Source organism: Tessaracoccus coleopterorum (genome assembly GCF_011174705.1).
GTDB lineage: Bacteria > Actinomycetota > Actinomycetes > Propionibacteriales > Propionibacteriaceae > Arachnia > Arachnia coleopterorum.
The window spans coordinates 472,972-493,230 of record NZ_JAANIJ010000001.1; the positions used below are offsets into that span (position 1 = coordinate 472,972).

The following is a 20,259-nucleotide window of genomic DNA, read 5'->3' on the forward strand; positions in this document are numbered from 1 at the left end:
CGCCTCAGTGGGCGGCCGACTCCCAGTTGCCGCCCACCCCGACGGACACGCTGAGCGGCACCCTGAGGCTGAAGGCGCCCTCCATCTCGCGCTCCACCAGCTCGGCGAGACGCTCCCGCTCCCCGCCGCCACCTCGAACACCAGTTCATCGTGCACCTGCAGCAGCACCCGGCTCGTCAGCCCTCGCGCTCGAGCGCGGCCCCGACGTTGATCATGGCCACCTTGATGACATCGGCCGCCGAGCCCTGGATCGGTGAGTTCAGCGCCGCCCGCTCCGCCATCTCCCGGCGCTGCCGGTTCGTGGTGGTGAGATCGGGCAGGTAGCGGCGCCGCCCGAGCATCGTCTCGGTGTAGCCGACGCGACGGGCCTGCTCGACGATGCCCGCCAGGTAGTCGTGCACCCCGCCGACCCGCTCGAAGTACGTCTCCATCAGGCCCTTCGCCTCGCCGACGGAGATCTTCAGCTGGTTCGACAGCCCGAACGCGCTCAGCCCGTAGGCGAGGCCGTAGTTCATCGCCTTGATCCGGGCCCGCATCTCGCCGGTGACGTCCTCAGGCTCCACGCCGAAGACGAGCGAGGCCATCTCGCCGTGGAAGTCGCGGCCCGACAGGAACGCCTCGATCAGCCCCTCGTCGCCGCTGGCGTGCGCCATGATCCGCATCTCGATCTGCGAGTAGTCGGCCGACATCAGCGACTCGTAACCCGCCCCGGCACGAACGCCGAGCGGATCTGCCTGCCCAGCGACGTGCGGATCGGGATGTTCTGCAGATTGGGATCGGTCGACGACAGCCGGCCCGTCGCCGCGATCGTCTGCACGTAGGTGGTGTGGATCCGGCCATCGGACGCCACCGCGGCCAGCAGGCCGTCGACGGTCTGCCGCAGCCGGATGGCGTCGCGGTGCGCGAGCAGGTGCTCCAGGAACGGGTGGCCCGTCTTCTCGAACAGCCCCTCGAGTGCTTCGGCGTCGGTGGTGTAGCCCGACTTCGTCTTGCGGGTCTTCGGCATCTGCAGATCCTCGAACAGGACGGCCTGCAGCTGCTTCGGGGAGCCGAGGTTCACCTCCTTGCCGATCACGTCGTAGGCGGCCTGCTGGGCCGCGGAGACGGCGCGGTCGAACTCCTCGCGGAGCCGCTCCAGCCGCTCCACGTCGACGGCGACGCCGACGCGCTCCATGCCCGCCAGCTGCCTCAGGAGGGGCAGCTCGACGTCGCGCATCAGGTCGGCCGCCCCCGCTCCACCAACTGCCCCACGAGGGCCTCAGCGAGGTCGTAGACGGCGCGGGCGCGCAGCAGCGCGGAGTCGGCCACCTCGTCGGGCTCGTCGTCGAAGGAGAACGCCGCCTGCGCGTCGTCGGCGGCCGCACCTCCGGCGGCCGACAGGTCGCGCTTCAGGTACCGCACAGACAGGTCGGCCAGGTCGTAGGTGCGCTGGTCGGGGCGCAGCAGGTAGGCGGCGAGCAGCGTGTCGAGCTCGACGCCCTGCAGGTTCCAGCCGCGGGCCCAGCAGCCGAGCATCGGGCCCTTCGCCTCGTGCACCACCTTCGCCCGCTCAGGGTCCGCGAGCCAGCCGGCCAGCGCCGCATCGTCGGCGGGCGTGAGGTCGGCGGTGTCGACGAAGGCACCCGCCCCGTCGGCGGAGGCGAAAGCGATGCCCGTCACATCCCCGGTGCCCGACCCCCAACGGCCGACGAACTCGACAGCCGTGCGGCCCGTGGCGTGGCCGTCGAGCCAGCCGGCCAGCTCGTCCGCGCCGAGGCGGGCCCCTCAACCTCGAAGCTCTCGGTGGCCACCTCCTCCGCGGGCGCCAACTCGAGGAGCCTCTCCCGCAGCACGCGGAACTCCAGCGCGTCGAACAGCGTGTGCACCCGCTCCCTGTCCCAGTCGTGGCGGAGCGACTCCTCCACGCTCAGGTCGACCTCCAGGTCGCGCACGAGCGCGTTCAGGCGCCGGTTGCGGAGCACATCGTCCAGGTGCGCCCGGAACGACTCGCCCGCCTTCCCAGGCACCTGCTCGGCCCGCGCGACGAGGTTCTCCAGCCCGTCGTACTGCCCGAGCCACTTGGCGGCCGTCTTGGGGCCGACGCCGGGCACGCCGGGCAGGTTGTCGCTGGTCTCCCCACCAGCGCCGCCACCTCCGGGTAGCGGGCCGGAGCAACCAGGTACTTCTCCTCGACGGCCTCAGGAGTCATCCGGGCCAGGTCGGAGACGCCCTTGCGCGGGTACAGCACCGTGACGCGCTCGTTGACGAGCTGCATGGCGTCGCGGTCGCCGCTGACGATGAACACGTCGTAGCCGTCGGCCGCCGCCTGCGTCGACAGGGTGGCGATGATGTCGTCGGCCTCGTAGCCGGGCTTCTCGACGTAGGCCACCTTGAGGGCGTCGAGCACCTCCTTGATGAGCTGCACCTGCCCCTTGAACTCGTCGGGCGACTTCGCCCGGTTCGCCTTGTACTCGGGGTACTCCTCCGTGCGGAACGACTCGCGCGCCACGTCGAACGCCACCGCGAGGTGGGTGGGCTGCTCGTCGCGGAGCACGTTGATGAGCATGGACGTGAAGCCGAACACCGCGTTGGTGTGCTGCCCGGTGCTGGTCGAGAAGTTCTCGACGGGGAGCGCGAAGAACGCGCGGTAGGCGACCGAGTGGCCGTCGATCAGGAGCAGTTTTCCAGGGGTGTTCACCCGGCCGAGCCTACCCAATGTGGCAGAGTGCGCGTCTATGGGAAACATGCCGCAGTGGGCCGACGAGATCGTCTCCCCGCTCGATACGAAGCTCGGGCTCGTGATGACGGAACTCACCGCGGAGCGCGTCGTCGGCTCCATTCCGGTGGACGGGAATCAGCAGCCGTTCGGGCTGCTCCACGGCGGCGCGACGGCGACCCTCGTCGAGACCCTCGCCTCGATGGGGGCCATGATGCACGGACACCCCGACCGGGCGGGGGTCGGGGTGGATCTCAACGTGACACATCTCAGGGCTTCGCGCAGCGGACGGGTGACCGGAACGGCCACGGCGGTCCACCTCGGACGCAGTGTGGTCACCTACCAGGTCGATGTGCGCGACGAGGAGGGCAGGCTTACGGCGACGGGTCGCCTCACCTGCAACATGATCACACTGCCGAAGTGAGAACTACTTCTTCTTGTGGCTGATGACGCCCTCTGCGACATCGCGCATCGACTTGCGCATGTCCATGGCCGTCTTCTGGATCCAGCGGAACGCCTCGGGCTCGGTGAGGCCGAGATCCTGCTGGAGGATGCCCTTGGCCTGATCGATGATCTTGCGGCTCTCGAAGCGGTCCTCGAGGGAGGCCAGTTCCTCCTCGATGGCGGTGATCTCCTGGAAGCGGCCCATCGCGATCTCGATCGCGGGGACGACATCGGAGGCACCGAACGGCTTCACGACGTAGGCCATGGCACCGGCGTCGCGGGCCCGCTCGACCAGATCACGCTGGCTGAACGCGGTCAGCATGACGATCGGCGCGATCCGCTCCTCGGCGATGATCTCAGCGGCGCTGATCCCATCCATCTTCGGCATCTTGACGTCCATGATGACGAGGTCGGGGACGAGCTCGCGGGCGAGCTTCACCGCCTCCTCGCCATCGCCGGCCTCGCCGACGACGTCGTATCCCTCTTCGGTCAGGAGCTCGACCAGGTCGAGTCGGATCAGCGCCTCATCTTCGGCGACGACCACAGTTGGTTTCTTGTTCATATCTTCAATGGCACTTTTCCCTCGCCACGGGAGGCGAGCTTCGCTGGTCAACCTGACGGAATACTACTCGCCCGGCACACGGAATGCCCACTGGGCGGCGGACCGGGGGTTATGGCTAGAATGTTCCACGCCCTGCCCGGGTGGCGGAACGGTATACGCGGACGGCTCAAACCCGTCTGGTCGAGAGACCTTAGGGGTTCGAATCCCTCCCGGGCACGAAGAAGGCCGGGAACCGCACGGTTCCCGGCCTTCCCCTTGGGCTCAGTGCTCTTCGAGCAGGTCCTTGACCTTGTGGACGCGCAGGTTGTTCGTCTTACCGGGCACGCCCATCGGGGAGCCGGAGACGACGACGATGCGCTCGCCGACCTCGATCATGCCCTTCTCACGCAGGTGGTGGTCGACGGCCTCGACCATCTCCTCCTGCAGCGAGAACTCGGGCGTGACCTGGGTGTCGACACCCACGTGAGGGTCAGCGTCTGACGCGTGGCCTTCTCGGGCGAGAACACCAGCATCGGGATCGGGGAACGCAGACGCGCCAGTCGGCGGCCGGTGTCACCCGACTTGGTGAACGCGACGAGGTAGCGGGCGCCGATGCGCTCGGCGACCTCGGCAGCGGCCTTGGCCAGGATGCCGCCCGTGGTGTGCGGGTCCCAGTCGATGGTGTGGATCTCGGCGTGGCCCTCGCGCTCGGTCTTCTCGACGATGCGGGCCATGGTGGCGACGGTCTCGACCGGGAAGTCACCGACCGAGGTCTCGCCCGAGAGCATGACCGCGTCGGCGCCGTCGAGGATGGCGTTGGCCACGTCGGAGGCCTCGGCGCGCGTCGGGCGCGGGTTCGAGATCATCGACTCGAGCATCTGCGTCGCGACGATGACGGGCTTGGCCCACTTGCGGGCGGCGCGCACGATGCGCTTCTGGACCAGCGGCACCTCTTCGAGGGCAGCTCGACGCCCAGGTCACCACGGGCGACCATGAACGCGTCGAAGGAGTCGATGATCTCCTGCAGGTTCGCGATCGCCTGCGGCTTCTCCAGCTTGGCGATGACGGGAAGGCGACGGCCCTCCTCGTCCATGATCTCGTGGACGCGCTTGATGTCGTCGGCGGAACGCACGAACGACAGGGCGATCATGTCGACGTCCTGGGCGAGCGCCCAGCGGAGGTCGGCCTCGTCCTTGTCGGAGAGGGCCGGGACGGAGACGGCGACGCCGGGCAGGTTGATGCCCTTGTTGTTGGAGACGGGGCCGGGAACGGTCACCTCGCACACCACATCGGTGTCGGTGACCTCGATGGCCCGCATGCCCACCTTGCCGTCGTCGATCAGGATGTGATCGCCGACCTTGACGTCGCCCGGCAGGCCCTTGTAGGTGGTGGAGCAACGCTCCTGGTCACCCATGATGTCGTCGATGGTGATGGTGAACCGGTCGCCACGCTCCAGCTGGATCTTCGCGTCATCGGCGAAGCGGCCGAGGCGGATCTTCGGGCCCTGGAGGTCGGCGAAGACGCCGACGGTCTTCCCGGTGATTTCCGAGGCGGCACGCACGTTGATGACGCGGTTGCCGTGCTCGTTGTAGTCGCCGTGGCTCATGTTGAGACGCGCGACATTCATGCCGGCGTTCAGGAGTTCGACGAGGCGGTCAACAGTCTCGGCCGACGGGCCGAGGGTACAAACAATCTTTGCTCTACGCACGGTGCATACCCTACCCGACCCTGTGTCCGGGCCCATGGGGGTCGGCACAGGGTGGACCGAATCAGCCCGCGTCGCGCACGATCCCGAGCGCGCGCTCCAGATCAGCGGGGTAGGACGACTCGAAGCTCACGTAGTCGCCCGTGGTGGGATGCGTGAACCCGAGCCCGACGGCGTGCAGCCACTGCCGCTCGAGGCCGAGCCGGGCCGACAGCTTCGGGTCGGCCCCGTACAGCGGGTCACCGACGCACGGGTGCCCGATGGCGGCCATGTGGACGCGGATCTGGTGGGTGCGGCCGGTCTCGAGGTGGATCGTGAGCAGCGTGGCGGCCCGGTGGGCCTCCAACGTGTCGTAGTGCGTCACCGACGCTCGGCCACCCTCGATGATCGCCATCTTCCAGTCGGCGCTCGGGTGCCGCGCGATGGGCGCCTCGATGGTGCCGACGAACGGATCGGGATGGCCCTGGACGAGCGCATGGTAGGTCTTGTCGACCACCCGGTCGCGGAACGCCTGCTTCAGCACCGAGTAGGCGACCTCCGACTTCGCGACCACCATCAGGCCGCTGGTGCCGACGTCGAGCCGGCTGACGACGCCCTGCCTCTCGGCGGCGCCGGACGTCGAGACCGCGATACCCGCCGCGGCGAGGTGCTCCGTCACCGAGGGCCCTCCCAGCCGACGCTCGGGTGCGCGGCGACGCCGACCGGCTTGTCGACCACCACGATGTCGGTGTCCTGGTAGACGATGCCGACGCCGTCGGCCAACCGGGGAGCCGCCGCCTGCGGTGCGCGTTCCTCGACGATCTCCAGCAGCTCACCGGCGGAGACGCGCTGCGACCCCTTCGCGACGGCGACGCCGCCGAGCAGCACGGAGCCGGAGTCGATGTAGTCGTCGATCTTCGAACGGCTGTAGCCCGAGACCCGCGCGGCCGCCGAGTCGATGCGCTCCCCGCCAACGCGTCGGGGACGATGAAGAGACTCACGCGCCGTCTGCCTGCTTCCGGTCGTGGATGAACGTCATGATGATCATGATCACCGCCGCGAACGTGATGCACATGTCTGCCACGTTGAAGATCGCGTTGAAGTACGGCAGCTGGAACATGTCGACGACGTGCCCGTGCAGCGCGCGGGGCGGTTGGAAGATCCGGTCGATCAGGTTGCCCGTGACGCCCGCCGTCAGGAGGCCGAGCACGATGGCGTGCCACAGCCGCGTGATGCGGGTCAGCGCGTAGAGGCAGCCGATCAGTGCCACGATCGCGAACACGGTGAAGACGATCGTGAACCCCGACCCGAGCCCGAAGGCCGCGCCAGGGTTACGGATCAGGTTCAGTTTCAGGAGCGGGCCGAGGAGTTCCACGGGTTCTCCGGGGTCAGGTAGGTGACCGACGCCCACTTCACGAGTTGGTCGAGGCCGACCCCCAGCAGCGCGATGCCCCGGCGATCAGCCCGACTCCGCGGTACCTGACGCTCAGCGCCGTTCCTCACGCTGCTTGCAGGTCACGCACAGCGTGGCCCGTGGGAACACCTGGAGACGGCCCTTGCCGATGGGCTGGCCGCACACCTCGCAGTAACCGTAGCCGCCCTCGTCGAACCGGGTGATCGCGAGGCGCAGCTGCTCGGCCATCTCGCGCACGTTGGCGGCGAGCGAAACCTCCTGGTCGCGCTCGAAGTTGCTGGAACCGACATCGGCCGGATCGCGCCCGGCGCCGTCGGTGCCGCCCTTCAGCAGAGACTCCAGTTCGGCCTCGGTCGCCGCGATGCGGCGCTCGATGCGCAGGAGCTCGTCCTGGAGCTCCGCGCGCTGTTCCTCAACCTCTTCGGCGGTCCAGGGATCCTCGCCTTCGAGGACGGGGAGAACCACCGGATCAGGTGCGGTGGCCTTCTTCGACGTCGACATGTGCTTATCTCTTTCTCGGGTTCGGCACGGGTTCGATTGTGCGGGAAGGCTACACCACAAACCGCCCAACGCAAGAGGCCGACACCCTTTGGTGTCGGCCTCGAGCAGCAATCGGGATGACTAGGCGTTTTCGCCGTTCGCCAGCGCGTCGAGGCGCGGGGTCTCCGAGCGGTTGGCCGCGAGCTCCGGCACGTCGAGCGGCTCGGGCGGTCGTCGCGCACCGAGGCGAGGAGACGCTGCAGCGTGCCCGTGAGGTTGCTGCGGTAGGACGACTCGAATGTGCGCAGGGAGTCAACCTTGCCGGTCAGCTCAATCTGCTCGGCCTCGAGATCGGCGAACAGCTCGGTGCGACGGTCGCTGGCCTGCTGGTCGACCGAGGCGGCGCGGGCGTCGGCCTCCTGGGTCACCCTGGCCGCGTGGGCCTCGGCCTCGCGGGTCGCCTGCTCGGCGTTGACCCGGGCCTCCGACTCGATGCGGTCGGCCTTGGTGCGGGCGTCGGTCTTGATCTCGTTGGCGCGCTGCTCGGCCTCGGAGAGCTTGCGGCCGGCCTCGGCCTGCGCCTCACTGACCAGGGTGGTGGCCTGGTCGGCCGCCATCTGGAGCATGCGGGTGACGGCGGGGGCGGCGTCGGCGCTCGCGGTGACGACGAGCTGCTCGGTGCCGGTGGAGGCGGCCACCTCGGTGAGGCGCTCGGAGCGGGCGCGGTCGAACTCGCTGCGGACCTGCTCGAGCTGGTTGCGCAGCGCATCGTTCTCGGCGGAGAGCTCCCGCGCGCGGGTCTCGGAGGCCTTCAGCACGGCGCTGGAGTCGCCGGCCTGGCTGAGGACGCCGTTGAGGCGCTCGACCTCGGAGCGCAGCTGCGCGATCTCGCGTTCCTTCGCCTCGACGGCGCCGGAGAGCTCGGAGTCGTCGCTGACGGCTGGCTGCACGGCGGTGCTCTGCACGGACTCGAGCTCGCGGTGGAGGCGCTCGCGCTCCTTGTCGAACTCGTCGAACGTCAGCTCTACCTTGTCGATGAACGTGTCGACGTCGCCGACCTGGTATCCGGATTCACCGCGCCGCGTCATGCGGAAGCGGATCTGACGGACCTCATCAAGGGTCAAGCTCATGTTTGCTCTCCAAGATCTGAAAAGTACCGACCGGGCGGCCGTTTCCCCCAAACATTAGCCCAGACCGGTTGGACGGGCTAAAACTTCCACGACGGCTTGAGGGTTACCGCGTGGTCAGCTCTGGTTGAAAAATCCTCCGGAAACGATGCGTTCCTTGTCCTCGGGCCCCACCACCAGGTTCTGGGGCAGAGCAGGAACACCTTCGAGCTGACGCGCTCGATGTTGCCGCGGAGCCCGAAGATCAGGCCGGCGGCGAAGTCGACGAGGCGCTTGTCCTCGCCGTCTTCCATGTCCGAGAGGTTCATGATGACGGGATGCCGTCGCGGAAGTTCTCACCGATCACACGCGCCTCGTTGTACGAGCGGGGACGGACCGAGACGATGCGGCTCAAGTCGGCCACCTCCTTCTCCACGACGGGGTCAGCTGTGTCGGGGGCGTCGGGCGGGCAGCGGCGCGACCTTGCTGAGCTCGCGGCTCGGCTCGTCGCCCTCGACGTAGAAGTCGCTCGTCTGCTCACCGTCGGCGTCGTAGTGCTCTTCGGTGTCGTAGCGCCCGTCCTCGACGAGCCCCATCCATGCTGCAAGCTTGCGAACGCCCACGGGTGCCTCCTTGATTGGTATCCATCGAAGGCTATCGCGCGACCGGCCACAGCCGTACGCGCGACGCCCCGACGCGCCGAGATCACTTCATGAAGTCGGGGACGTCCAGGTCGTCGTCATCGAAGGTCTGCGGGGCCGGCCGCGGCGCCTGCGCCTGCGGGCGCTGCCCGGGCATCGGGTTGGCGGTGGGCACCTGCAGGTTCGAGGTGTTGTTCGTCGGCCGCGGCTGCTGCACCTGCGGGCGCGGATCCGGCTGGCGGAGCGCGCCGCGCTTCTGCGGGCTGCCACCGTCGAAGCCGGCGGCGATGACCGTGACGCGCACCTCGTCGCCCAGCGCATCGTCGATGACGGTGCCGAAGATGATGTTGGCCTCGTCGTGCGCGGCCTCCTCGATGAGCTCGGCGGCGGCCGAGACCTCGAACAGGCCGAGATCGGAGCCGCCCGCGATCGACAGGAGCACGCCGTGCGCGCCGTCGATGCTGGCCTCGAGCAGCGGCGAGGAGATCGCCATCTCGGCGGCGGCGCGGGCGCGGTCCTCACCGCGGGCCGAGCCGATGCCCATGAGGGCCGAGCCGGCCTGGCTCATGATCGACTTCACGTCGGCGAAGTCGAGGTTGATGAGGCCGGGGTGGTGATCAGGTCGGTGATGCCCGAGACGCCCTGCATGAGCACCTGGTCGGCCTGCTTGAAGGCCTCCAGGATCGCGACCTGATGGTCGGTCATCTGCAGGAGCTTGTCGTTGGGGATGACGATGAGGGTGTCGACCTCTTCGCGCAGCGACTCGATGCCGGTCTCGGCCTGGGTCGAGCGGCGGCGGCCCTCGAAGGAGAAGGGCGGGTGACGACGCCGATGGTCAGCGCGCCGAGCGAGCGGGCGATCTTCGCGACGATGGGGCGGCGCCGGTGCCGGTGCCACCACCCTCACCAGCGGTGACGAAGACCATGTCGGCGCCCTTGAGCGCCTCCTCGATCTCGTCGGAGTGGTCCTCCGCGGCCTGACGACCCTTCGCCGGGTCGGCACCTGCGCCGAGGCCGCGGGTCAGTTCGCGTCCGATGTCGAGCTTCACGTCTGCGTCGCTCATCAGCAACGCCTGCGCATCGGTGTTCACCGCGATGAACTCGACGCCGCGGAGACCCGCTTCGATCATGCGGTTGACGGCGTTGACGCCGCCACCGCCGACTCCGACGACCTTGATCACCGCGAGGTAGTTCTGAGATGCGCTAGCCATGGCCGCAAGGCTATGTGAGCCATCGGGCCCAGGTCCAACGGCGCGGCCGAAACGCCACCGATTCACCTCAAGTTGTACTTCAGGGTTGCGGGACCCCTTGAGGGTCTACTTTCTGGTGATGGGGTTGCGCGGGGCGGAGACGTCGTAGACCTCGGCCTCCACCGACAGCAGGGCCGCCAGCACCTCGCCCTTGAGTTCCGACTCCTCGGCGCTGCCCCACACCACCTCGCGGTCGCCCGTGAGGTCGAAGCCGATGCGGTCGACGGCCGTCGCGCTGAACGACCTGATCTGTCCGTCCACCGCAGGGGCAGGTGGTCGACCACGGTCGCGATGTCCCTGCGCAGCCGTTCGTCGGGCTTCTTCGCCTTGACCTGGACGATCCCTCGGAGCCCTCGGGGCTCGTGTTGAACACGACGCCGTCGCGGTCGACCCATTCGACGGAGTCCTTGCCCTGCAACTGGTACACCAGCGTGCGCTCGGTGATGTTGATGACGATGGTGTCGGGAGCGCGCGGGCCACGTGGACCTCCAGCACCGGCGCGAGGGCCGCGACGCGCGCCGCGATGGCGTCGGTGTCCACCGGGAGCAGGGGCTCACCCATGGGCACGGCGGCCGCCTGCCTCACCTGCTCCACCGTCAGGAGGTGCGTGCCGTCGATCTCCACCGAGTCGGTGGAAAACAGCGACGAGAACCCGAGCAGGTACACCAGCAGCGCGGCAAGGGCGACCACGCCGCCGGCGATGCCGCCGATCATCCAACGGCGGCGCCGCGCCGAGTCGCGCCGGTCCTGCAGTGCCCGCGCGAAGGCGCCGGGTGCGAGCGGCTGGCTCACAACGCCGCGTCCGGGCGCTCCTTGAGGAGCGTGGCCAGCAGCGGGCCGACGATCGTGACGTCGCCGCAGCCGAGCGTGATGATGAGGTCACCCGGGCGGGCCATGTCGTTCAGCGCGGCGGGCAGGTCGTACTTCTCCTTGACGTAGACGACCTCCCTGGCGCCGTGCCGGATCGCGGAGTCGACCACCAGCTCGCCGGTCACGCCGGGGATCGGATCCTCGCGGGCGCCGCAGATGTCGTTGATGACCGCCACGTCCGACAGCGTCATGACCTCGCCGAACTCCTCCACGAAGTCGAGGGTGCGGGTGTAGAGGTGCGGCTGGAAGCAGGCGATCAGCCGGCCGGGGAGGCCTGTGGCCTCGTTGCCGGCAGCCGTGGCCCTGCGCGCAGCCGTCAGCGCGGCGCGGATCTCGGTCGGGTGGTGGGCGTAGTCGTCGTAGACGCGGATGCCGGCGGTGTCGGTGATCAGCTGGAAGCGGCGCAGGGTCCCCTCGAAGCGGCCGAGGGCCTCGACGGCCCGGTCGTGGGTGAGGCCGAGCAGCCGGCCGACCGCGTAGGCGGCGCAGGCGTTGGCGAGGTTGTGGTTGCCTGGCACCTGCAGCACGATCGGGCCCGACTCGTCACCGTAGGTGAGGGTGGCCTGCGCTCCCCCGGTCGCCGTGGCGACGGCGTCGGTGAAGCGCACATCGGCGTCCTCGGCCTCGCCGTAGCGCACGACGTGGTGCCCGGCCGCGGTCAGTTCGTCGGCGAGCGCACGGGAGCCGTGGTCGTCGACGTTGATGACGGTGTGACGCACGTGCGGCTGCGTGGCGAACGCGCGGAAGCCCTGCGCGTAGGCCTCGGGGTGCCCCAGTTGACCAGGTGGTCGGCCTCGATGTTGGTGATCACCGCGATCTCGGTGGGGTACTGCAGGAACGACGCGTCCGACTCGTCGGCCTCGACGACGAACGCCTCGCCGGAGCCGATCGCCGAGGAGACGCCGCTGGTCGACAGCGGGCCGCCGATCACGTAGGTCGGGTCCTCCCCGCCTCGCTGAGCATGACCGCCGTCATGGCGGTGGTGGTGGTCTTGCCGTGGGTGCCCGCGATGGAGACCCCCCGCTTGCCGAGCATCAGGGCCGCCAGGGCCGCGGAACGGTGCCAGACGCGCAGGCCGCGGGCGCGGGCCTCCATCAGCTCGACGTTGTTCTCCCGGATGGCCGAGGAGATCACGACGGTGCGGGCGTCGCCGAGCTGCGCGGCGTCGTGCCCGACGTAGGTGGTGACGCCGGCGCGGGCGAGCGAACGCAGCGCCGTCGAATCGGACTGGTCGGAGCCGGAGGTCGACACGCCGAGCTCGGCGTAGAGCCGCGCGATGCCGCTCATGCCGGAGCCGCCGGCCGCGATGAAGTGGATGGGCCGACCTGGTCGACGGGGACTACCTCAACGGGTTCGAGCAGCATTCATTTCCCTTTCCTGGCGGCCGCGAGAACCGCGTCCGCAAGCTCTTCGGCCGCGTCCGACGGGTACATGCCCCGCGCGGTGGCCGACATCCGGGTGAGCAGGTCGGGGTCCCCGACCGCTTCCCCGATGAGCGCGACAAGTCTATCCGCGGTGAGCTGGGCGTCCTCCACGAGCCACCCCGCCCGGCCGCGACGAGCCCGGCGGCGTTGCGCCCTGTTCCCCGTTGCCCCACGGCAGCGGCACGAAGATCACGGGCAGGCCGCTGACCGCGGTCTCCATGACGGTGCCCGCGCCGGCGCGACCGAGCATCAGGTCGGCCGCCGCGTAGGCGGTGGCCATGTCGGAGACGAACGCGACGGGCACGTAGCGGGCGCCGCCCTCATGGGTGACGACGACGTCGCGCGCCCCGTCGAAGTTCTTCGGCCCGAGCACGTGCAGGATCTGCACCCCGGCGGCGAGGATGGCGTCGCGGGCCGCCTCGACGGCGCCGTTGATGCTGACCGCGCCCTGTGAGCCGCCGCTGACCAGCAGCGTGGGGCGGTCGGGGTCGAGCCCGAACCCGGCCCGGGCCTCCGCGGCGGTGACGGTGGGCCGCGTGATCGAGGCGCGCATCGGCATCCCGACCACCCGGGAGTGGCGCAGCACGGTCTCGGGGAAGGTGGTGCCGGTGAACGCGGCGAACCGCGCGCCCACCTTGTTGGCGATGCCCGGCAGCTTGTTTGCCTCGTGCACCACCACCGGCACACCCATGGTGCGGGCCGCGAGGTAGGCGGGGATCGACACGTAGCCGCCGAAGCCGACCAGCACGTCGGCCCCGACTCGCGCAGCACGCGGCGGGCCTGGCGCACGGAACGGGTCAGCGTCACGGGGAGCTTCAGGAGGTCGAGGTTCAGCGTGCGCGGCAGCGGCACCGGGTCGATCAGTTCGAGCCGCAGCCCCGCCTCGGGGATCACGCGCGTCTCGAGCCCCTTCGCGGTGCCGATGCACACGATGTCGGCCTCACCGCGCGCCAGGATGGCGTTCGCGGTGGCGATCAACGGCGAGGTGTGGCCTGCGGTGCCACCGCCCGCGAGCGCGACGCTGGTCATGAACTTCAGTCCTCCTTGGTGGCCGCCATGACGCTCGTCATCCGCGGCCGCGACTTCTTCCTGCGGGCCTCGAGGTGGGCGCGCGCAGTGGGGGTGTCGCGTGCGAGGGCCAACAGTACCCCCGTCGCGATGAGCGAGGCCAGCAGCGCGGAGCCGCCGTAGGAGACGAACGGGAGGGCACGCCGAGCACAGGCAGGAGGTGCATCACGACGAAGATGTTGATGATGGCCTGCGTCAGGAACCAGCCCGTGATGCCGGCGGCCACCACCTTGTTGAACATCCTGTCCGACCGCATCGCGACGGCCAGCCCGGCCCAGCCGAGCATCCCGAACAGGCCGATCACGAGCAGCACGCCGAACAGGCCGAGCTCCTCGCCGATCACGGCGAAGATGTAGTCGGTGTGCGCGCCGTTCTTGAGGCCGCCGTACTTCTGCCTGCTCGCCCCCAGCCCGAGACCCCACCAACCGCCGCTCGCCAACGCGTACAGCGCCGACATCGGCTGCGAGGAGAGGTCGGTGTTGCTCTGCGGGTCGAGGAAGATCGCGATGCGGTCCATCCGGTTGCCGGAGCCGTAGACCAGCAGCGCCACGAGGACGGCGGCAGCGGTGCCGAGCGGCACGAGGATGCGCATGGGGTGCCGATGAACCACATGATCAGCACGATGATGAGCCCGATGATCAGCCCGGTGCCGAGGTCGCGGCCCGCGAGGATCAGCACGAGGATGATGCCGCCGAGCGGGATCAGCGGCACCAGCAGCTGCATGGGTTCGTGCAGGCGGCCCCGCTTGTTGTGGAACACGGTGCCGCACCACACGATGAGCGCCAGCTTCGCGAACTCCGAGGGCTGGAACTGGATGGGGCCCAGCGATACCCAGTTGAGGTTGCCGCCGCCGGAGACGCCCAGTCCGGGCACCAGCACCAGCGTCAGAAGCGCGACGGCGAGCGCCCATCCGGGCCAGCCGAGCCTGCGGAGCGTCTCCGGCCTGACGCGGCTGAACAGGGCGCCGAGGATCAGGCCCAGCCCGAGGAACACCAACTGGCGGATCACGTAGTAGTACGGGTCCTTGCCCGCATGCATGGCCATGGCCGACGAGGCGGACAGCACCATCAGGGTGCCGAGCCCGACGAGCACGGCGACGCTCGAGGCGATGAAGTAGTAGGGAGCCATCGCCGAACCGGTGAGGTTCCTGACCTGGGTCCAGAAGGTGGGCCGCGCCGGGAGGTCGCGTCGGTTGACATGGGCCTCTCCCTCTCCTACCCCGCCAGGTACTTCGTGACCGCCGCCGCGAAGTCGTCGCCGCGGGCGGCGTAGCCGTCCCACATGTCGAGGCTCGCGCAGCCCGGGAGAGCAGCACCGTGTCCCCCGGTCGTGCCATAGCGCCCGCGAGGGCGACGGCCTCTTCCATCACCCCAGTGTCGGTGTTGTCGAGCACCCGGACGGGCACATCGGGCGCGTGTCGGGCAAGCGTCTCGGCGATCATCTCCCGGTCGACGCCGATCACGACGGCGCCGCGCAGCTTGTCGCGGTGGCGCTCGATCAGCGTGTCGAACGTGGTGCCCTTCGCCTGGCCGCCCGCGATCCACACGAACGAGTCGTAGGCGAGCATCGCCGAGTTTGCGGCGTGCGGGTTGGTGGCCTTGGAGTCGTCGACCCAGACGACGCCGTCGGCCTCGGCCACCTTCTGGATGCGGTGACCGGCGAGCTGGAGCCGCTGCAGGCCGGAGGCCACCGACTGCGGCGCGACGCCGTAGCTGCGCACCAGGGCGGCTGCCGCGACGGCGTTGGCCACGTTGTGCGGGGCGAAGGGCTGCACGTCGGAGACCTTCGCCAGCGGGAGGGCATTGCGGTCGCGCTGCGGGATGAAGGCGCGGTCGACGATCATGTCATCGACAACCCCCAGCATCGAGATGGCGGGGATGCCGGTGGTGAAGCCGATGGCGCGGGCGCCCTCCTCGACGTCGGCCTCCTCGACCATCTTCTCGGTGAGGGCTCGTCCACGTTGTAGACGCAGGAGTTGGTGACGCCGCCGTAGATCTTCGCCTTGTCCGCGAAGTAGCCGTCCTGCGAGCCCCAGCCCTCGTACCACTCGAGGTGGTCCTGGTGGAGGTTCAGCACGACGGCCGAATGCAGGTGCACGTTGTTCATCCAGTGCAGCTGGAAACTGGAGAGCTCCACGGCGAACACGTCGTAGTCGACGTCATCGAGGATCGCCTCGATGATGGGCGGCCGATGTTGCCCACCGCCGCGGCCTTGCGGCCGTCGGCGATCAGCATCGACTCGACCATCTGCGTGGTGGTGGTCTTGCCGTTGGTGCCGGTGATACCGAGCCACGGGATCACGCGGTCGGGCTGCATCATGCGCCACGCGAGCTCCGTCTCGCCCCACACCGGGATGCCCTCCGCCGCCGCCTGCCTGAGCAGCGGCGCGCTCGGCCGCCAGCCCGGCGAGGTGACGACCAGGTCGGTGCCCGGGGAAGCTGCGCGGTGGCGCCCTTCCCGATCCGGACGGTGACGTCGAGATGCTCGAGCAGCAGCGCCTTGTCGGCGTAGGCCTCCGACTCGTCGAGCACGGTGATCCTCGCCCGAGCGACATCAGGCCGTCGGCGGCCGCGAAGCCGGAGACGCCGAGCCCGGCCACGACGACGTTGGCCGAGGGCCAGTCGGAGAGCCGGTTCGCGGTGGGCATCCAGTCCCTGGTCACTGTCCCGCCACCCACTCCCCGTAGAAGATTCCCAGCCCGAGCGCGACGCACAGCCCGCAGATGATCCAGAAGCGGATCACCACCGTGACCTCGGCCCAGCCCTTCAGCTCGAAGTGGTGGTGGATCGGCGACATCAGGAAGATGCGCTTGCCCCGGGTGGCCTTGAAGTAGGTGACCTGCATGGCCACCGAGCCGACCTCGATCACGAACAGGAGGCCGAGGATGACGAGCAGCACCTCGGTGCGGGTCATCACCGAGAGGCCGGCGAGCGCTGCGCCGATGGCCATCGAACCGGTGTCGCCCATGAAGATCTTGGCCGGCTTGGCGTTCCACCACAGGAAGCCGAAGCAGGCGCCCGCGAACGCGACGGCGACCATCGCCAGGTCGTGCGGATCCCGGACGTCGTAACAGCGGGGCCCGCGGTGGAGAGGCGGCCGCACCACTGGTTGTACTGCCAGATGTTGACCAGCGTGTAGGCCGCGAACACCAGGGTGGCGCTGCCTGCGGCGAGGCCGTCGAGGCCGTCGGTGAGGTTGACCGCGTTGCTCCAGGCCGACACGAGGAACACGATGAAGACCACCGCGAGGAGGATCGGCAGGTACAACCAGTTGATGTCGCGCAGGAAGGAGATGGCCGGTGAGGCGGGCGTGACGCCCCGCTCGTCGGGGAAGTACAGGGCCACCAGCGCGAACGCCACGCCGATGAGCACCTGGCCGATCAGCTTGCCGCGGGGCTCAGCCCGAGGCTGCGTTCCTTGGAGATCTTGGACCAGTCGTCCAGGAAGCCGAGGGTACCCATCGCCACCGCGAGGCAGATCAGCAGCACGCCCGAGAGCGACGGCAACTGCCAGCGGATCAGGTGCGTGATGAAGTACGAGGCGACGACGGCGCCGATGATCACGAGGCCACCCATCGTGGGGTGCCGCGCTTGACGTAGTGCGCGGTCGGCCCGTCCTCGCGGATGAACTGCCCGTACTGCCGCTTCGTCAGGAACTTGATGAGCGCGGGTGTGCCCACCAGTGTGAACACCAGCGACAGCCCGCCGCGAGCAGGATGTTGATCACGAGATTTCTCCGTCCCCTGCGGCCAGGTCGGTCGCAACTCTCTCCAGTCCGACGCCGCGTGAACCCTTGATCAGGACGACGTCGCCGGGGCCAAGGGTAAGCGAAGTGGCCACCTGATCCCAGGTCGCAACGCGGGCCGACACGGTTTCCGAGGCGGCTCCGGCCACGATGTCGTCGGCGAACTGACCCACCGCGACGACCTCCGCCACGCCGAGCCCGGCGGCAAGGGCGCCCAGGTCGCGGTGCAGTTCGGCCGAGTCGGGCCGAGCTCCAGCATGTCGCCGAGCACCGCGATCAGCCGCGCCTCCGGGTGCCGCGCCCGGCCGAGGCCACGATCTCGGAGGCGGTGCGCAGCCCGGCGGCCATCGAGTCGGGTTGGCGTTGTAGGCGTCGTTGAGGACGAGCACATCGTCGGCGAGCCGGACGGGTTCCATCCGCCAGCGGGAACGCGACGTCGCCGAGGACAGCGCGGAGGCGACCACGCCCAGCTCGATCCCGGCGGCGAGCGCGGCGGCCGCGGCCGCCAGCGCGTTGGACACCTGGTGGCGGCCGAGCACCCCGAGCGACACGGGCGCGGAACGCTCCCCGTCGACATCGGAGACGACCAGCGTGAAGGAGGGTGGCTGAGCTCGTCCAGGGTGACGTCGCGCGCCGAGACCCGCAGCTCCCCACCCGTCGGCTCCCCTCTCCGAACCAGGCGATCCGGGCCCGTGTCGCCGCCGCCATGCCCGCGACGAGCGCGTCGTCGGCGTTGAGCACCGCCCAGCCGGTGGGCGCGAGGTCGGCGACGATCTCGGACTTCGCCTTCGCGGTGGTCTCCATCCCGCCGAACTCGCCGACATGGGCGCGGCCGATGTTGAGGCACACACCGATGTCGAGCCCGACGAGCGAGGTGAGCCAGGAGATGTGGCCGATCCCGCGGGCCCCCATCTCGGAGATCAGGTAGGCGGTGTCGTCGCCGACGCGGCAGGCCGTCAGCGGCACACCGATCTCGTTGTTCTGCGACCCGACCGGCGCCACGGTTGCCCCTGCGGCCTCGAACACCTGGGCCATCAGGTCCTTGGTGCTCGTCTTGCCCGAGCTGCCCGTCACCCCGATGCTCAGCATGCCGCGCACCCGGGCCTCGGCCACCACGCCGCGGGCGAGCCAGCTGAGCGCGTCGACGGAGTCGGCGGCGAGGATGTGCGGGGCGTCGGCGCCGGTGTGGTGCATGGCGATCACGCCCGCCGCGCCCGCCTCGACGGCGGCGGCCGCGTAGTCGTGGCCGTCGACCCGCTCGCCGGGGATCGCGACGAACAGCGCCCCCGGGTGACCGCACGGTTGTCGATGACCACGTCGGGGCCGACCTCCGCGTCGTCGCCGAACAGCTCCACCGCGGCGGGCTGCATCAGGGTGATGAGCTCACTGGTCCTACGCACGCGCATCTATCCCACTCCTTCTTCCGTGAGGCGGCGCCACGCGAGCTCCGCCTCCAGGGCGTCGTCGAAGTCGACCGTGCGGTCGGCGAGAATCTGTCCGCGCTCGTGCCCCTTGCCGAGGATGGCGACGATCGCGTCGGGCGTCGCGCGGCGCATCGCCTCCGCGATCGCGGCCCTGCGGCCGGCCACCTCGATCACCTCGGCGCCCTCGACGCCGACGGTGCCCGCGAGGGTCTGGGCGCGGATGGCGGCCGGGTCCTCGGTGCGGGGGTTGTCGTCGGTGATGATCGCGAGCCTGCTGCCGCGGGCGGCCGCGGCCCCCATGTCGGGTCGCTTCTCCGGGTCGCGGTCGCCGCCACAGCCGAGCACCGCGATGACGGGCCGGCCCGGCCAGCGAGGCGAGGGCCGCCTCGACGGCCTGCGGGTGTGCGCGAAGTCGACGACCACCAGCGGGGCGTCCCCGCCGAGGTCGACGCGCTGCATCCGGCCCGGCACCTGCGCCGTCGCGAGACCCGCGAGGGCGGCGTCGGCGGGCACGCCCACCGCCTCGAGCATCGCGAACGCGACGGCGGCGTCGATCATGTTGTACGCGCCGGGGAGGCTGAGGCGGATCTCCAGCTCCTCCCCGCCGCGCCCGATCACGGCCCGGCCCCCGAAGGCGCCGTCGGCCACGTAGTCGCCCAGGAGGTAGTCGACGCCCTCCATGGTGCCGACGGTGATCAGCCGCGACTGCTCGTGGGTCAGAACCCGCGCCGCGAGTTCCTGCCCGTGCAGGTCGTCAACCCAGATCACGCTGACCGCGGAGCGACCCGGCTCGAACAGGCGGGCCTTCGCCTCGAAGTACTCCTCCACCGTCTTGTGGAAGTCGAGGTGGTCGCGGCCGAGATTGAGGAAACCGACGACGTCGAAGCCGATCGCGTCGACACGGCCGAGCGCCATCGCGTGCGAGCTGACCTCGAGGGCCACCGCCCGGGCGCCGCGCTGCGCCATGACGCCGAGCAGCGCCTGCAGGTCGGGCGACTCGGGTGTGGTGACGGTCGACCTGGCCGACCGCAACTCCTCGCGGCCGAGCCGGAACCCGATGGTGCCGATCGTGCCGGTCGACACACCCGCCGCCATCAACCCACCCTGCAGGAGGGCGACGGTGGTGGTCTTGCCGTTGGTGCCGGTGACGCCGAGCATCGTCATGGCGCGGGCGGGCTCCCGAAGAGCCGGGCCGACACCGTCGCCATGGCCTCCCGCGCGTCGAGCGCGGCGACCACGGGGACCAGCGACGGACCGATCAGGTCGCGGCCCTCGTCGTCGGTGAGGATCGCGACGGCCCCGGCATCGATCGCGGAGGCCGCGAACGAGGCACCGTGGGCCCGGCTGCCCGGCAGCGCGACGTAGAGCCAGCCCGGCTCCACGGCCCGGGAGTCGAGCGTGATGCCGGAGACGGGTTCGCGGCTGTCGGTGTCGCCGACGAGGCCGAGCCCGGCCACCAGCGAAGCCAGGGTCGCGG

Annotated in this window: 10 protein-coding genes, 1 tRNA gene and 11 pseudogenes; 2 read left to right on the forward strand and 20 right to left on the reverse strand. The window is 69.8% G+C overall.

Annotated features, from left to right (window positions below; translation table 11 throughout):
* Nucleotides 1-4: 4 nt before the first annotated feature.
* Nucleotides 5-2,725: pseudogene (gene polA, locus G7085_RS02990) on the reverse strand (DNA polymerase I).
* Between polA and G7085_RS02995 the strand changes: the two are divergent.
* Nucleotides 2,724-3,119, forward strand: coding sequence for a PaaI family thioesterase (locus G7085_RS02995; protein ID WP_197509923.1), 396 nt, complete (start codon nt 2,724-2,726; stop codon nt 3,117-3,119). The pseudogene polA and the gene G7085_RS02995 overlap by 2 nt on opposite strands.
* A gap of 3 nt (nt 3,120-3,122) precedes the next feature.
* On the opposite strand, the gene G7085_RS03000 is transcribed toward G7085_RS02995, so the two are convergent.
* Nucleotides 3,123-3,701: an ANTAR domain-containing response regulator gene (locus G7085_RS03000; protein WP_197509924.1), complete on the reverse strand. Its 579-nt coding sequence runs from the start codon at nt 3,699-3,701 to the stop codon at nt 3,123-3,125.
* Nucleotides 3,702-3,835: 134 nt separating this feature from the next.
* On the opposite strand from G7085_RS03000, the gene G7085_RS03005 reads away from it, so the two are divergent.
* Nucleotides 3,836-3,917: transfer RNA gene (locus tag G7085_RS03005), tRNA-Leu, on the forward strand.
* Between the two features lie 45 nt (nt 3,918-3,962).
* Here G7085_RS03005 and pyk read toward each other — a convergent pair.
* From pyk to G7085_RS03095, 18 genes and pseudogenes are all read right to left on the reverse strand, one after another.
* A pseudogene (gene pyk / locus G7085_RS29265) lies at nt 3,963-5,388 on the reverse strand (pyruvate kinase).
* 61 nt (nt 5,389-5,449) lie between these two features.
* Nucleotides 5,450-6,365 (reverse strand): annotated as a pseudogene (locus G7085_RS03015) (RluA family pseudouridine synthase).
* On the reverse strand, nt 6,362-6,739 hold the full coding sequence (locus tag G7085_RS03020) for a signal peptidase II (protein WP_197509925.1): 378 nt from the start codon (nt 6,737-6,739) through the stop codon (nt 6,362-6,364). The pseudogene G7085_RS03015 and the gene G7085_RS03020 overlap by 4 nt, the downstream one beginning before the upstream one ends.
* Nucleotides 6,715-6,867 (reverse strand): hypothetical protein, encoded by a 153-nt coding sequence (locus G7085_RS03025; RefSeq protein WP_197509926.1) that lies wholly within the window; start codon nt 6,865-6,867, stop codon nt 6,715-6,717. Before G7085_RS03025 ends, G7085_RS03020 begins: the two co-directional genes overlap by 25 nt.
* A complete protein-coding gene (locus G7085_RS31915; RefSeq protein WP_331715435.1) occupies nt 6,851-7,006 on the reverse strand; it encodes a TraR/DksA family transcriptional regulator in 156 nt (51 codons plus the stop codon). Before G7085_RS31915 ends, G7085_RS03025 begins: the two co-directional genes overlap by 17 nt.
* A 98-nt stretch (nt 7,007-7,104) precedes the next feature.
* Nucleotides 7,105-8,388, reverse strand: coding sequence for a DivIVA domain-containing protein (locus tag G7085_RS31920; protein WP_331715436.1), 1,284 nt, complete (start codon nt 8,386-8,388; stop codon nt 7,105-7,107).
* 114 nt (nt 8,389-8,502) lie between these two features.
* Nucleotides 8,503-8,960 (reverse strand): annotated as a pseudogene (locus G7085_RS23640) (cell division protein SepF).
* A 310-nt stretch (nt 8,961-9,270) separates the two neighbouring features.
* A pseudogene (gene ftsZ / locus G7085_RS03045) lies at nt 9,271-10,215 on the reverse strand (cell division protein FtsZ); the annotation flags it as partial.
* A gap of 105 nt (nt 10,216-10,320) precedes the next feature.
* Nucleotides 10,321-11,046, reverse strand: a complete 726-nt coding sequence (locus tag G7085_RS03050) for an FtsQ-type POTRA domain-containing protein (RefSeq protein WP_197509929.1) — start codon at nt 11,044-11,046, stop codon at nt 10,321-10,323.
* Nucleotides 11,043-12,488, reverse strand: a pseudogene (gene murC, locus G7085_RS03055) (UDP-N-acetylmuramate--L-alanine ligase). The gene G7085_RS03050 and the pseudogene murC overlap by 4 nt, the downstream one beginning before the upstream one ends.
* Nucleotides 12,489-13,577: pseudogene (gene murG / locus G7085_RS03060) on the reverse strand (undecaprenyldiphospho-muramoylpentapeptide beta-N-acetylglucosaminyltransferase).
* A 37-nt stretch (nt 13,578-13,614) separates the two neighbouring features.
* A complete protein-coding gene (locus tag G7085_RS29275) occupies nt 13,615-14,208 on the reverse strand; it encodes an FtsW/RodA/SpoVE family cell cycle protein (RefSeq protein ID WP_331715437.1) in 594 nt (197 codons plus the stop codon).
* Nucleotides 14,209-14,216: 8 nt separating this feature from the next.
* Nucleotides 14,217-14,744: pseudogene (locus tag G7085_RS29280) on the reverse strand (FtsW/RodA/SpoVE family cell cycle protein); the annotation flags it as partial.
* Nucleotides 14,745-14,830: 86 nt separating this feature from the next.
* Nucleotides 14,831-16,292 (reverse strand): annotated as a pseudogene (murD, locus tag G7085_RS29285) (UDP-N-acetylmuramoyl-L-alanine--D-glutamate ligase).
* A pseudogene (gene mraY / locus G7085_RS03080) lies at nt 16,274-17,377 on the reverse strand (phospho-N-acetylmuramoyl-pentapeptide-transferase). Before mraY ends, murD begins: the two co-directional pseudogenes overlap by 19 nt.
* Nucleotides 17,337-18,764 (reverse strand): annotated as a pseudogene (locus G7085_RS03085) (UDP-N-acetylmuramoyl-tripeptide--D-alanyl-D-alanine ligase). The pseudogenes mraY and G7085_RS03085 overlap by 41 nt, the downstream one beginning before the upstream one ends.
* A complete protein-coding gene (locus G7085_RS03090; RefSeq protein ID WP_197509931.1) occupies nt 18,765-19,940 on the reverse strand; it encodes a Mur ligase family protein in 1,176 nt (391 codons plus the stop codon).
* Between the two features lie 2 nt (nt 19,941-19,942).
* Complete coding sequence (locus tag G7085_RS03095) at nt 19,943-20,239, reverse strand: Mur ligase domain-containing protein (protein ID WP_197509932.1); 297 nt, start codon at nt 20,237-20,239, stop codon at nt 19,943-19,945.
* Nucleotides 20,240-20,259: the final 20 nt, after the last annotated feature.

Excerpts from the sequence above, each read along its gene's own strand:
- G7085_RS29275 (WP_331715437.1), bottom strand. The coding sequence starts at position 14,208 with ATGCGCATCCTCGTGCCGCTCGGCACCGCTGCCGCCGTCCTCGTGGCG.
- G7085_RS03090 (WP_197509931.1), bottom strand. The coding sequence starts at position 19,940 with ATGCTCGGCGTCACCGGCACCAACGGCAAGACCACCACCGTCGCCCTC.
- G7085_RS03000 (WP_197509924.1), bottom strand. The coding sequence starts at position 3,701 with ATGAACAAGAAACCAACTGTGGTCGTCGCCGAAGATGAGGCGCTGATC.
- G7085_RS31915 (WP_331715435.1), bottom strand. The coding sequence starts at position 7,006 with ATGGCCGAGCAGCTGCGCCTCGCGATCACCCGGTTCGACGAGGGCGGC.
- G7085_RS02995 (WP_197509923.1), top strand. The coding sequence starts at position 2,724 with ATGCCGCAGTGGGCCGACGAGATCGTCTCCCCGCTCGATACGAAGCTC.
- G7085_RS31920 (WP_331715436.1), bottom strand. The coding sequence starts at position 8,388 with ATGAGCTTGACCCTTGATGAGGTCCGTCAGATCCGCTTCCGCATGACG.